Origin of the sequence: Tessaracoccus aquimaris, from assembly GCF_001997345.1 — a bacterium.
Classification (GTDB): Bacteria; Actinomycetota; Actinomycetes; order Propionibacteriales; family Propionibacteriaceae; genus Arachnia; species Arachnia aquimaris.
This window is the reverse complement of record NZ_CP019606.1, coordinates 839,283-851,418: the sequence shown is the minus strand read 5'-3', so window position 1 is coordinate 851,418 and position 12,136 is coordinate 839,283. Positions and strand designations below refer to the sequence as shown.

The following is a 12,136-nucleotide window of genomic DNA, read 5'->3' as shown; positions in this document are numbered from 1 at the left end:
GAGAGATCACCCACGCACCCGGGAACCGACCTAGCCCGCCAGTGGGCAACGCCGTTCCTTGATCCGGGCTGAGGCCGCGGGCCGACTCGAAGCGTCGGCAACCCACATCGCCCGGCGACTACATGCGACCGACAGGCAAGGGACCCTCGGCAGGCTCGGAGCGATCACCTCCAGCCGCCAAGCTCAGAGGCATTCACGCGCATCAGGAAGTTTGCGGATTTCCGGGAAACCCCTCGTCAACGAAATAGAACGGGTGTACGATTAAGCATGGACCTGATGGAGTACCCGAGCATCGAGCAGTGGGAGGTCGCGTCCCGCCGGGCCGAGCTTCTCGCCGGTCAGCTCGCGCAACTCCACGCCGAACTCGTCGATCTCACCGCCCAGGTCATCGCAACCAACGCTTGGGCCGGCGAGGGCATCGTCTCCCCCGAGCACTGGCTGATGCTGCGCTGCGCGCTCTCCCCCGTCCGCGCCCGCGAGATCGTCACCATCGCCCGCCGCCAAGGCGACTTCCCCGAACTCGAGCGACGTCTCCACTCGGGCAGCATCAGCGTCGACCAACTCGCGGTCGTCGCCAAGCACGTCCCACTCAGCCACGCGCACGCCGTCACCGGCTTCGTCGAGGCCGCGACCGTCCCGCAACTGCGCCGAGTCCTTCCGCGCTATCACTTTCCAGCCGAGGATGTCGCGCCTACCCAGGACGAGGAGCTACCCTCCGGCACAGTCACCGCGATCGATGACGGTCCCACCCTCAGCATGGGCACCCAGGACGGCCGCTTCCGCCTGCACTTCGAGGCCGACCCGCTCGACGGCGCGCTCGTCGAGACCGCACTCCGCGAGGCCAAGGACGCGCTGTTCACCGCGGGTGACGCCACCGCCACGCTGGCCGACGCGCTCCTCGAGATGGCCTCCCGCTCCCTCACAGCCGTCGAGTCCCCCTCCCGACGCGACCACTACAAGGTGCTGGTCCACCTCGAGACCGACGGACGCGGTTGGATCAAGAAGCAGGGCGCCCTCCCCCGCCACCTGCTCCGGAAACTAACCTGCGAGGGCACCGTCCGGCCCGTCTGGCTCGAGAACGCGTCCCCGGTCTCCGTCGGACGGGCCATGCGCATCGTCCCGAGCCGCACCCGGGCACTCGTCGAGGACCGCGACCAGGGCTGTCGCTACCCCGGCTGCACCACCACCCGCTTCCTGGAGAACCACCACCTGACCCACTGGGCCGACGGCGGAGCCACCGACATCGAGACAGTGCTCTCGCTCTGCCCGCGCCACCACCGCGAACATCACCAGGGGAACTTCACCATCGAAGGCACCCCGACCACTCCCGACGGGCTCACCTTCCTCGGCCGCTACGGACACCCGATCCGGCCGGCACTCCCCCACGACCCGCCGGCGCCAACGCACCCGCCGCCCGAGGCCCAACCCATCCGAGGCTGGCCCTTGGACACCCGCTACCTCGACTTCGGCCCGCCCATCACCGCCGCCTAGCCATCCCGCCCTTGGCCGGCGGCGCGGGGCATCAGGCGCGCGCTCTCTCGACATCCCGGCCTAACGAGGCCGAAAGCCACCCCGGTAACCGGCACGTTCCTGCGGACGGTCGCCCCGCTCCCCGAGCCTGTCGAGGGGTCCGCGCACTCGCGCCTTCTACGACGGTTCATCGCATCCGCCGCCGACGCCCTCTGCGCCTAGTTGCGATTAAGCCCATGCGCACGGGTGTCGAGCGCCCGCTTGAAGTGAGTCTCGGCGGCGTCGACCACCTTGGTCGGCGTGGCCGGGTCAAACACCCTCAGGACCGAGTAGCGGAAGCCTGTTGGATCCATTCCGCGCAACTCGACATTCCCGCCATGTCCATTGGCCGCGTACGCTCTCCACCGCTGGCTGATCGACTCCGCCCCATCGGCCTTACCCACGTACTGCCTGCCATCTCGGGTGTCGGTGATCAGGTAGATGCCGACAACTGACGAGAGAGCTGTTCGCCACGACGCGTACCGGTGTTCCCTCATGACCGCCTGGAGCTGGACGTAGTCGAGGATGAGCCGGTCGAACCCAGGAAACGGAATCGGCTGGGCGTCCGCGATCTCAACGACGGGATAGACCGCTGCCGTTGCGCCGTTGACGAACCACCTTCGTGGGACTCGCCAGCCGATTACGAGCCGCTCCCACAGATCGGCGAGATGCTGCTGCGTGTGCGCGAGGTCGAAGTAGCGAAGCTCTTCGTCGCGCGAGACCTCTCCACGGTTCTCCAGGACGGACCAGAGGCGGGCTCGATCGCCACCTTCTTTGATGAAGACGACCCAGAGTCTCGGAGGATTTGCCGGGAATCCCAGGGGGCTCACCGACTGCTGGCCGGTGTACGCAAGGATCTCCTCGGCTGTGGAGTCGGCATGTAGCCCGAGGCGCCCGGTGTCCTCCTGCTCACGCGTGAAAGCGTGCCGGATGACAAGCACGTCAGATGGATCGATCCCGGCGTCGTGCAGGATTGGGCCGAGCGTCAGCGCCACGTTGTCCTCCTTCGGAGCCGCGCAATCCCGTTCAGAGAGCCTGAGCCGCGGCAGTTGGCCTTCTACTACCTGTCTTATCCAACACCATGCCGCTCCGCCTGCACAGATGGCCAGCGCGCTCAGCCCTCGGTCGAGGCCGCGTGCTCTTTGCGTAGCTCGGAGAGCCGGGCTCGGAGTGGCGTTTTCGGCATCTTCGCCAGGTTGAGTGGCGGGTCGAGTTCGGCCAGCACCGCGGACTCGAGAGCACCCAGAGAGTCCGCGTCTGCGACCGGGACTGCGAGGACCCGAAGGTGCGCGTGCATCCATCGTGTGAGCTCGGTCTCGCTGACGGCTTGTGCTCCAAAGGTCTCAGCCAGCACCGAGAAGAGGCTGAGCCTCAGGGTCGAGAGATCGCGGCGCTTGCCGAGATGCATCGTCGCGATCCTCCCCCAGAGAGTGTTGGACGACAGAGCCCCGCCGCTGCGCGTGGCGCCTGCAAGGCCTGCGTAGATGAGTCCCGGCTCGATGTCATGGCCGAGCCCATCGCTGAGGTCGCGAGCTCCAGAGTCATCGACCCACCAGCTGTATACACCCGGAGACCGAAGGCCCGCCCCCTGCAGCGCAAGGATGCGATCAGGGGTGAGAGCCTTCGGCTGTTCCCGAAGCAGGGCTGTTACCTCGGAGATCGGCGCCGGCTCTGCCGCCCGCTTCACGTACCAGGAGAGCCTGTGCCCGAAGGACAGTCCCTGAAGCTGGTCCAACACGGTAGCCCCGCGCAGCGTGAGCGGCTCATGTGCAGCCATCACATAGGCAGACCCGGCGTGCACATCAACGGTCACACCTGAGAGCGAACCAAGCTTGGCCTCCAACTGTTCGGCGACCTTGGTGCCCCATCTGGCTCGGTACTCGCGGCCCATCTCCGGGAGGTAGCAGTCGTAGGGCTCCAGCCAAGCGTCCGGGCTGACCAGGCCGTGCTCTGCGGAGAGGATGAACCAGGGCAGTCCGGAAGCGAGCGCATATGACCGCATCTTCCCGAAGTAGTCCGAGGTGTACAGGTCCCTTGCTGCGGCCCCGTGGGGAGCTTGCTCTTCACACACCCAACAAGCACGACGTCGGCCTGGACGGGCACCGGTCGCGGTTGGGGAGCCCGCCGCTGACGACCGCCCTTGGCGATCGGCGAAGGAGCGATCTTCTCCCTCCCCTTTCCGACGACCAACCCGAGCTTGAGCAGGAGTCGCCTGGCGTTCTGCGACTGGAACTCGTCGTTCCGAAGGCCGGTGGCGAGCGACATGACCTGCTTGACCGGCCAGCGATCGCTGTCGACTTCGACCCAGTACTGGCTGATGTCGTCGGGGCGCGCCTTGGCCAGGTTAGTAAGCACGTCCTGGTGCGACAGCTCAAACCGACGCCCCGCCAATGTGAACGAGATCGTCGTCATCGTCGCACTCCCCTGTGCCTCGGCCTAGTTTGCCGCCGACTGTACCCGGCTCAGACCGCTCTCTGGAAGGACGAAACAGCCCCCGACTGGCGTGTGCCTGTCGGGGGCTGTTTCGGTCTGGTGGAGCTAAGGGGATTCGAACCCCTGGCCTCTTCCATGCCATGGAAGCGCGCTACCAACTGCGCCATAGCCCCAGGTCGTCTTGCGGCGACTCGAAGAACTCTAGCGCACTTCGTCTGACATGGAAAATCGGGCCTGGGGTGGTTCCCAGGCCCGATTTTCACGCTCAGAAGCCGCTAACTGCGGCCCTTCTTCAAGGTCCGGGCAAGGGCCGCCACGCCGAAGTGATCCTTCGACATCGCCACGTCCAGGACGGGCACCCCGGCGGCCTTGAGGGCGTCGGCGGTCGGCTCGTCCCAGGCGAGGACCGAGACGTCGTCGCGGTGGCCGAGCAGGTTCACGTAGGCGTCGGCGAGCGACGGCTGGCTGAGCAGGATCGCGTCCCAGGCGCCGTCGTCCCACTTCTCCTTCAGCTCGGGGTAGATCTCCTCGACGTCAGCCATCGTGTAGATCTCGCAACGCTCGACGGTGTAGCCCTTCTGCCGCAGGCCGTCCTCCAGTTTCGTGGAGAGTTGGTCGGCGCACACGATCACGACCCGCTGCTCGCCTTCGGCGACGGGGAACGCGTCGACAAGGGCGACCGAGCTTGCGGTGCCCTCGGGGCTCAGGTCGACGCTGTAGCCGGCCTCCTCGACGACCTGGCGGGTCGTGCTGCCCATGGCTGCGATCTTCTTGGTGTCGGGGATGTCCCAGCCGCGCTCGCGCAGCGCCCACATCGTCTGGGCCGACGGGATGACCACCCAGTCGCCCCACGGCATGATGTTGTCGGCGTTGACGAGCTTTGCCTCCTGCAGCGTCGCGGTGTCGACGCGCAGGTCGTTGGAGCGCATCGTCTGCGCGAGGCGACCCTCCTGGCGCGGCAGCAGGACGCGGATGCGGTCGTCGTCTGCGGCGCTCTCAATGAAGATCGACTCGTCGTCGTGCTCCTCCGACAGATCGATGTTGGCGATCGCCTCGGGCGAGAAGAACCGCTCGGCCTTGCGCTGCAGCAGCGCGTGGGCGACGTTGTGGCCGGTGCGCTGCGCGTGCAGTTCGGAGGTCGGCAGGCCGATCTCCAGCACGACGCGCTTGGTGCCGTCGACGGAGAACACGCCCGCCTTGAGGCCGAGGATGCCGCGACGCGACGCGAGCGCCCCGACGGGGGCGACGTACGTGGTGCCGAGGCCAGTCAGCACGGCGCGCTCGGCGTCGATGCAGATCCGGGTCTCGATGTCGTCGAACTCGTCGAGCGCCTTGACCAGGTCGGTGTCGTCGGCGCGGCACTCCAGCGCAAGCGCGCCCTGGCCGGGCGCGGGCAGGATCGGCAGGTACTCGGAGACGCGGTCCTCGAGGCCGAGCGCCTTCAGGCCGGCGGCCGACAGCACGACGCCGTCCAGGTCGCCCGGCTCGAGACGGCGCAGCCGCTCCTCAAGCGTGCCGCCGACGTCGATGAACGTCAGGTCGGGGCGGAGCGCGCGCAACTGCGCCATCCGCCGCAGCGACGTGACACCGATGCGCGACTTGCGCGGCAGCGCCGACAGCGGGACGCCCTTCAAGGTCACGAGCGCGTCGCGATGGTCGCCGCGGGCGAGCACCGCCGGGAACGTCAGCCCGTCCGGCTCGTCCGTCAGCGGAATGTCCTTGATCGAGTGGACGACGACGTCGCACTCCGCGGAGCGCAGCGCCTCTCGCAGTTCCTTCGCAAACACGACGACGGAGTACCCGTCGGGCATGTGGTTCGAGTCGGCGCCTGATGTCGCAACACGCACGACCTCGACCTCATGCCCCGCGCCCCGCAACTGCTCGGCAACCCTTTCGGAGCGTGCCAGCGCCAGCGCGGACCCGCGCGTGCCCAATCGAAGCTTCACCATTGATCCTTCCCTCTTGCGACGACCAAGCTTCTCATGAATGCGCGGCCGCCCGCGCGGCCCCCGGAAGAGCCTCGACAATCCGACCCATAGCCACGTCGTCGTGCGCGGCGGACAGGAACCATGCCTCGAAGGCCGACGGCGGCAGCGCCACCCCGGAATCGAGCATGGCGTGGAAGAACCGGGCGAACGCCGCCTGGTCCTGGGCCTTGGCGTCTGCGTAGTTCGCGACGGGCCCCTCGCGGAAGAACACCGAGAACAGGTTGCCCGCCGTCGAGATGTGGTGCGGCACCGAGGCGGCGGTCAGCGCGTCGGCGACCGCTGCCTGCAGTTCGAGCGAGCGGGCGTCGACGGTGGCGTAGACGGCGTCGTCGGCCAGTCGCAGCGTGGCGAGCCCAGCCGCGGTGGCGAGCGGGTTTCCCGACAGGGTGCCTGCCTGGTAGACGGGTCCGACGGGGGCAAGCAGTTGCATCAGGTCGGCGCGGCCGCCGAGCGCCGCGAGCGGCATCCCGCCGCCGATGACCTTGCCGAAGGTGACCAGGTCCGGCGCGTAGCCGCCGTCGAGCCCGAGCCAGCCGCCGGGGCTGACGCGGAACCCGGTCAGCACCTCGTCGACGATCAGGAGCGCCCCGTGGCGGGCCGTCAGGTCACGCAGCGCGGCGTTGAAGCCGGGCTGCGGCGCCACGACGCCCATGTTGGCAGGCGCGGCCTCCGTGATGACGGCCGCGATCCGGTCCCCCGCCTCCGCGAAGACCCGTTCGAGCGCGTCCAGGTCGTTGTAGCCGACGACGATGGTGTCGCCCGCAGCGGCCTTGGTGACGCCAGCGGAGCCGGGCAGGCCCTGCGTCGCGACTCCGGAGCCCGCCTCGGCGAGCAGGGCGTCGCTGTGGCCGTGATAGCAGCCCGCGAACTTGACGATGGCATCGCGCCCGGTCGCCGCCCTCGCCAGCCGGATCGCCGTCATGGTGGCCTCGGTTCCGGTCGACACGAACCGAACCTGCTCGGCGACCGGCACCCTGGATCGCACCACATCGGCCAGTTCGACCTCGGCGGCCGTCGGGGCGCCGAACGACAGCCCCCGCGACGCCGCGTCCTGCACCGCCTCGACCACCTCGGGGTGCGCGTGCCCAAGCAGCGCGGGGCCCCACGAGCAGACCAGGTCGACGTACTCACGGCCGTCGACGCCGGTGGTGTAGGGCCCGGACGCGGACGCCACGAACACGGGGGTTCCGCCGACCGAGCCGTAGCCGCGCACCGGTGAGGACACCCCACCGGGGATCACCTCCCTGGCGTGCGCGAACAGGTCGTCTGTCACGTTCTCTGTCCCGTTGTGGGTCACTTCAGCCATCCAGCCAACTCCTCGGCCCAGTAGGTCAACACGATGTCGGCGCCCGCGCGCACGATGGCGGTGACGGACTCCTCGACGGCCCGGTTCCGGTCGATCCAGCCGCGCTCCGCTGCCGCCTCGATCATCGAGTACTCGCCGGAGACCTGGTACGCAGCCACGGGCACGTCCGAGACGGCCGCGACATCCGCGAGCACGTCCAGGTAGTAGCCGGCGGGCTTGACCATCACCATGTCGGCGCCCTCGGCCAGGTCGAGGACGGCCTCGCGCAGGCCCTCGCGGCGGTTGGCCGGATCCTGCTGGTAGCTCTTTCGGTCGCCTTGCAGCGAACTGGTCACGGCCTCGCGGAACGGCCCATAGAAGGACGACGCGTACTTGGCCGCATAGGCCAGGATCGCGACGCCGTCATGGCCCGCCTCGTCGAGCCCCTGCCGGATCGCGGCGACCTGGCCGTCCATCATCCCCGACGGCGACACGACGTGCGCGCCTGCCTCGGCCTGCGCGATGGCCATCTCGACGTAGGACGTCACGGTGGCGTCGTTGTCGACGGAGCCGTCGGGCAGCAGCAGTCCGCAGTGGCCGTGCGAGGTGAACTCGTCGAGGCAAGTGTCGGCCATGATGACGGTGGAGTCGCCGACCTCGTCGCGCAGCGCCCGGAGGCCGCGCTGCAGGATCCCGTCAGGGGCGAGTCCCTGCGCGCCCGCGTCGTCCTTGTCGGCGTCGTCGGGCACCCCGAACAGCATCAGCCCGCCGACCCCTGCCGCGACCGCAGAATCCGCGGCGCGGCGCAGCGAGTCGAGGTCGTGGCGGCGCACGCCCGGCATCGACGAGATCGTCGCGGACCGCTCGCCCACGAACATCGGGAGGACCAGTTGCGAGCCCCGCACCTCGACCTCGCGCACCAGGGTGCGCATCGCGGGGGTGCCGCGCAGCCTCCTCGGTCGAATCCTCGGCATCTCTCTCCTCATCACAGCGTCATCAACATCACAGCGTCGTCGCGATGGCGGCGATCACGCCGTCCGCGTCCTGCGTCGCCGCGACGGCATCGGGGGTCACACCCAACGCCACCAGCGCGGCCGCAGACGGCTCGCCGAGCGCCACCACGCTGGTCCCGGAGGGCCAGCCGAGCAGCGCGTCGACGGCCTCGGCTACCGATCCGGAGGTGACCACCACGACGTCGAACATCGCGCCCTGGTAGTCGCCCTTCACGGCCGCGGGCGCCGTCGGCAACGTCTCCACCGTATACACATCCACGGGAGTGACGACGTGGCCCTTGGCCAGCAGCCCGCTTGCCAGTTCCCCGGAGGCCCGCGCGGAGCCGGGAATGAGGATCCGGTCCGAGCCCTGCGGCCAGGCGTCGAGCAGCGCGCGGGCGCTACCAACGCCGCCTGCTGGCATCCGGTCAACGGTGAGCCCGTGCGCGACAGCGGAGCGAGCGGTGCCTGAGCCGACCACGGCGATCCGGGCGCCCTCCGGAAGCGTCAGCCCAAGCCCGTCGAGGACATCGAGCGTCGCGGGCGAGGTGAGCGCTACCCAGTCGGCGTCCGTCGGCCAGTCGGTCGGCCGGATCGCGACGGTGCGTTGCAGCGGGACGGCGACCACCTCGGCGCCCGCCGCGCGGATGCCGTCGGCCAGCGCGCCGTCCGGGCGGGGTAGCAGCACCCGGGTGCCCGCGAGCACCTCCGGTCCGCCCCACAGAGACGACTCGTCGTGCAGGTCGGCCAGGCGCGACTCGCGGTTCGCGGCGAGGTCCGCGACCCCTGCGGCCCCGTCGGCCAGCAGCAGGTCGGCCGCCGCCCTTCCTGCGCCCGCGCCGAGGTCGACCGTCGCGCGGACCGCGGAGGACCCGTCGAGCGCGAAGACGCCCGCCTCCAACTGACCGGACCGGCCGAACGCGGCGATCGGGGCGGCGCAGCCCCCGCCGAGCGCCGCGAGCAGGTCCCGCTCCGCGGTCACCGCGAGGCGGGTCTCCGGGTCCTCGAGCGCGGCGAGGGCCTGTGCGACATCGGCGCGGTCGGCGCGGCACTCGAGCGCGAGCGCGCCCTGGCCCGGGGCCGGAAGGATGTCGAGGGCGTCGGTGGCTGCCTCCGACAGGCCGAGCCGGGCGAGGCCGGCGGCGGCTAGCACGACGGCGTCCAGGTCGCCCTCGGCGACGCGCGCCAACCGGGTGCCGACGTTGCCGCGCACGTCGACGTAGCTGAGGTCGGGTCGCAGCCCCCGCAACTGCGCGACGCGGCGCGGCGATCCGGTCCCGACGCGGGCGCCGGGCGGCAGGGCGGCGAAGGTGAGACCGTCCCGGGCGCAGAGTGCGTCGCCCGGGTCGACCCTGACCGGGATCGCGGCGATCGCCAACCCGTCGACCGGCTCGACCGGGAGGTCCTTCAACGAGTGGACGGCGAGCTCGCACGCCCCATCGAGCAGGGCGGTGCGTAGTTCCGCCGCGAACACGCCCAGCGATCCGGTGCGGGCGAGCGAGCCCTGCGTGACGTCGCCCCTGGTCTTGACCCGCACGAGCGTCACCTCGTGGCCGAGCGCCCGGAGCCGCTCGGCGACCTGTTCGGACTGCGCGACGGCCAGGGCCGACCCGCGGGTGCCGAGGCGAAGCCTCACGAGACCACCCGCCGGGTGCCCGCGATCACGGACGCGACGCCATTGCCGTCGAGCCACGCACCGACCAGGTCGACGCCGACGCCTGCGGCCGCCTCGACGAGGTAGTCCCGGTTCGCGGCCTCGATCCGGGTGGGCATGGCATCCCAACCGACGGAGGAGAGGCCCTTGACCTGCGAGTCGGTGACCGCGACCCCGGTCAGCCTGGACGCGTCGGCCAGGATCTCTTGCCTGGTCGGGAAGACGTGCTCGGGGTACGAGACGCGCACCACCTCGAGGCCCGACTCGCGCGCCCAGGGCCACTTCGCCGAGTAGTGCGTCAGGGCCTTGGCGCGGACCTCGCCGCGGCTGGCCACCAGCACGCCGGAGCCGACCGGGTGCTCCCGCAGCGCCGTGTTGTCGAGCGCGAGGATCGCCTGACGGGCCTTGTTCACGGGCGGGGCGACGAAGACGACGCCGAGGTCGCGGAGCAGATGCTCCGAGACGGCTGCGGTGGTGGCGAGCACGATGCGCTCCGCCACCAGGTTCTCGCCGTCGTGGGTGTGCGCCGCGAGGCCGTGGCCGCTTCGCCGCAGGTGGGTGATGGGTGCGGCGGCGCGGATGTCGGCGCCGAGGTCCTCGACGCGGTCCACCAGCGTCTCGATGAGCCGGAACATCCCGCCGACGGGCTGCTCGACCGCGGAGCCTCGATGGGCCTTCTGGCTGGCGACCGCCGCGATGAGCGAGCCCTCCGCCTGGATGGCCTCGTGGATGCCGGGCGCGACCGCGGCGAGGGGAAGGTGTTCCGCGCCGGTCGCGTAGATGCCCGTCGCGACGGGCTCGACCAGCTTCTGCAGCGCCCCCTCCCCCAGTCGGATGCGGGCCAGGTCGCCGATGGTGAGCGCCTCGCGACCGATCGCAGGGTCCATGGTCAGATCGGCGGCGAAGCGGGTGCGTTCCGCGTCTGTGAGCACGCCGAGCGCCGGGTCGTCGAGGTCGCCGGGAATGCCCAGCAGCCCGTCGGCCATCGGCCAGGCGCGCTTGGACCACCACACGTGGGGCGTGCCCTCGGGCGCCGCGACCTCGAGGCCGAGTTCGTCGCAGAGTGCCCGGCCGTGGCCGCCGCGCGTGGCGTAGGCCTCCGCGCCGGAGTCGACGAGCATGCCCGCCACCTCGACGGGCGCGATCATGCCTCCCCAGCGGGGCGCCGCCTCGCGGACCACGACGCTGTGCCCCGCCTGGGTCAGGCGGTACGCGGTGAGCAGGCCCGCGAGGCCGCCCCCGACGACGATGACGGCGCTCATAGCTGGTGCAGGAATGCGACCAACTCGGTCAGCACTCCGGGGTCGGTGGTGGGGGCACGCCGTGGCCGAGGTTGACGACGTGCGCTGGCGCCGCCCTTCCCCGGTCGACGACGTCGGTGGCGTGGGCCTGCAGCGCGTCCCAGCCTGCCGCGAGCAGCGCCGGGTCGATGTTGCCCTGCAGCGGAATGCCGGGCAGCAGCCAGGCGGCCTCGTCCAACGGGGTGCGGTAGTCGATGCCCATGGCCTCGACGCCAAGGGCCGCCATGTCGGTCAGGAGGTGCCTGGTCCCGGTGCCGAAGTGGATGCGCGGGACGCGACCCTCGACGGCGGCGAGCGTCCTGGCGGAGTGCGGAGCCACGTGGGTGCCGTAGTCGACGCGCGTCAGCGACCCTGCCCACGAGTCGAACAGTTGCACGGCCCGCGCCCCTGCGTCGACCTGCGCGGTGAGGAACGCCCCGGAGATGTCGGCGCACCAGCCGAGCAACCGCTCCCACGCATCAGGGTCGGCGTGCATCATGGCCCTCGCGGCGAGGTGGTCGCGGGAGCCGCGGCCCTCAACGAGGTAAGCGGCGAGCGTGAACGGGGCGCCCGCGAAGCCGATCAGGGGCGTGTCGTCTCCCAACTCGGCGACGACCAACCCGACGGCCTGCGCGATGGCCGAGGGGTCGCCCGCCTCGTGCGCAACGAGGCGGTCGACGTCGGAGGCGGTGCGGATCGGGTCGGCGATCACGGGACCGATGCCGGGCTGGATGTCGACGTCGACACCTGCCAGCACCAGCGGGGTCATGATGTCGGAGAAGAAGATGGCCGCGTCGACCCCGTGCCTGCGGACCGGTTGCAGCGTGATCTCGGCGGCCAGTTCCGGCTTCAGGCACGCCTCGAGGATGCTGGTGCCTTTGCGTGCTTCCAGGTACTCGGGCAGCGATCGGCCGGCCTGGCGCATGAACCAGACCGGGAGTCGGGCGGGACGGTGGCCGCTCAGTGCGGTGAGGAGTGAACTCATGGTGAGTCCG

8 protein-coding genes, 1 tRNA gene and 2 pseudogenes are annotated in these 12,136 nt (G+C 70.4%); 1 reads left to right on the top strand and 10 read right to left on the bottom strand.

The window, feature by feature from the left end; genetic code table 11:
• The first annotated feature begins 267 nt into the window (after window positions 1–267).
• Window positions 268–1,491, top strand: coding sequence for an HNH endonuclease signature motif containing protein (locus BW730_RS04005; protein WP_077685128.1), 1,224 nt, complete (start codon window positions 268–270; stop codon window positions 1,489–1,491).
• Between the two features lie 197 nt (window positions 1,492–1,688).
• Here BW730_RS04005 and BW730_RS04000 read toward each other — a convergent pair whose 3' ends face one another.
• The 10 genes and pseudogenes from BW730_RS04000 to hemE form a co-directional block, all read right to left on the bottom strand.
• Window positions 1,689–2,504: a GIY-YIG nuclease family protein gene (locus tag BW730_RS04000; protein ID WP_077685127.1), complete on the bottom strand. Its 816-nt coding sequence runs from the start codon at window positions 2,502–2,504 to the stop codon at window positions 1,689–1,691.
• A gap of 119 nt (window positions 2,505–2,623) precedes the next feature.
• The gene (locus tag BW730_RS03995) at window positions 2,624–3,580 is read right to left on the bottom strand and encodes a DUF6884 domain-containing protein (RefSeq protein ID WP_335340881.1); all 957 of its coding nucleotides are present in this window, start codon (window positions 3,578–3,580) and stop codon (window positions 2,624–2,626) included.
• Between the two features lie 459 nt (window positions 3,581–4,039).
• Window positions 4,040–4,115: transfer RNA gene (locus tag BW730_RS03990), tRNA-Ala, on the bottom strand.
• 102 nt (window positions 4,116–4,217) lie between these two features.
• Window positions 4,218–5,888 (bottom strand): hydroxymethylbilane synthase, encoded by a 1,671-nt coding sequence (hemC, locus tag BW730_RS03985; RefSeq protein WP_158522466.1) that lies wholly within the window; start codon window positions 5,886–5,888, stop codon window positions 4,218–4,220.
• Between the two features lie 34 nt (window positions 5,889–5,922).
• Window positions 5,923–7,236, bottom strand: a complete 1,314-nt coding sequence (hemL, locus tag BW730_RS03980) for a glutamate-1-semialdehyde 2,1-aminomutase (protein WP_077685125.1) — start codon at window positions 7,234–7,236, stop codon at window positions 5,923–5,925.
• Window positions 7,224–8,189, bottom strand: a complete 966-nt coding sequence (hemB, locus tag BW730_RS03975; RefSeq protein ID WP_077685124.1) for a porphobilinogen synthase — start codon at window positions 8,187–8,189, stop codon at window positions 7,224–7,226. Before hemB ends, hemL begins: the two co-directional genes overlap by 13 nt.
• Window positions 8,190–8,217: 28 nt before the next feature.
• Window positions 8,218–8,835: a uroporphyrinogen-III synthase gene (locus BW730_RS19050; RefSeq protein WP_237268016.1), complete on the bottom strand. Its 618-nt coding sequence runs from the start codon at window positions 8,833–8,835 to the stop codon at window positions 8,218–8,220.
• Between the two features lie 123 nt (window positions 8,836–8,958).
• Window positions 8,959–9,843 (bottom strand): annotated as a pseudogene (hemC, locus tag BW730_RS19045) (hydroxymethylbilane synthase); the annotation flags it as partial.
• A complete protein-coding gene (locus BW730_RS03965) occupies window positions 9,840–11,123 on the bottom strand; it encodes a protoporphyrinogen/coproporphyrinogen oxidase (protein WP_077685122.1) in 1,284 nt (427 codons plus the stop codon). The pseudogene hemC (BW730_RS19045) and the gene BW730_RS03965, both read right to left, overlap by 4 nt.
• Window positions 11,120–12,126, bottom strand: a pseudogene (gene hemE / locus BW730_RS03960) (uroporphyrinogen decarboxylase). Before hemE ends, BW730_RS03965 begins: the two are co-directional and overlap by 4 nt.
• Window positions 12,127–12,136 lie beyond the last annotated feature (10 nt).

Excerpts from the sequence above, each read along its gene's own strand:
- hemL (WP_077685125.1), bottom strand. The coding sequence starts at position 7,236 with ATGGCTGAAGTGACCCACAACGGGACAGAGAACGTGACAGACGACCTG.
- hemB (WP_077685124.1), bottom strand. The coding sequence starts at position 8,189 with ATGCCGAGGATTCGACCGAGGAGGCTGCGCGGCACCCCCGCGATGCGC.
- BW730_RS04005 (WP_077685128.1), top strand. The coding sequence starts at position 268 with ATGGACCTGATGGAGTACCCGAGCATCGAGCAGTGGGAGGTCGCGTCC.
- BW730_RS03965 (WP_077685122.1), bottom strand. The coding sequence starts at position 11,123 with ATGAGCGCCGTCATCGTCGTCGGGGGCGGCCTCGCGGGCCTGCTCACC.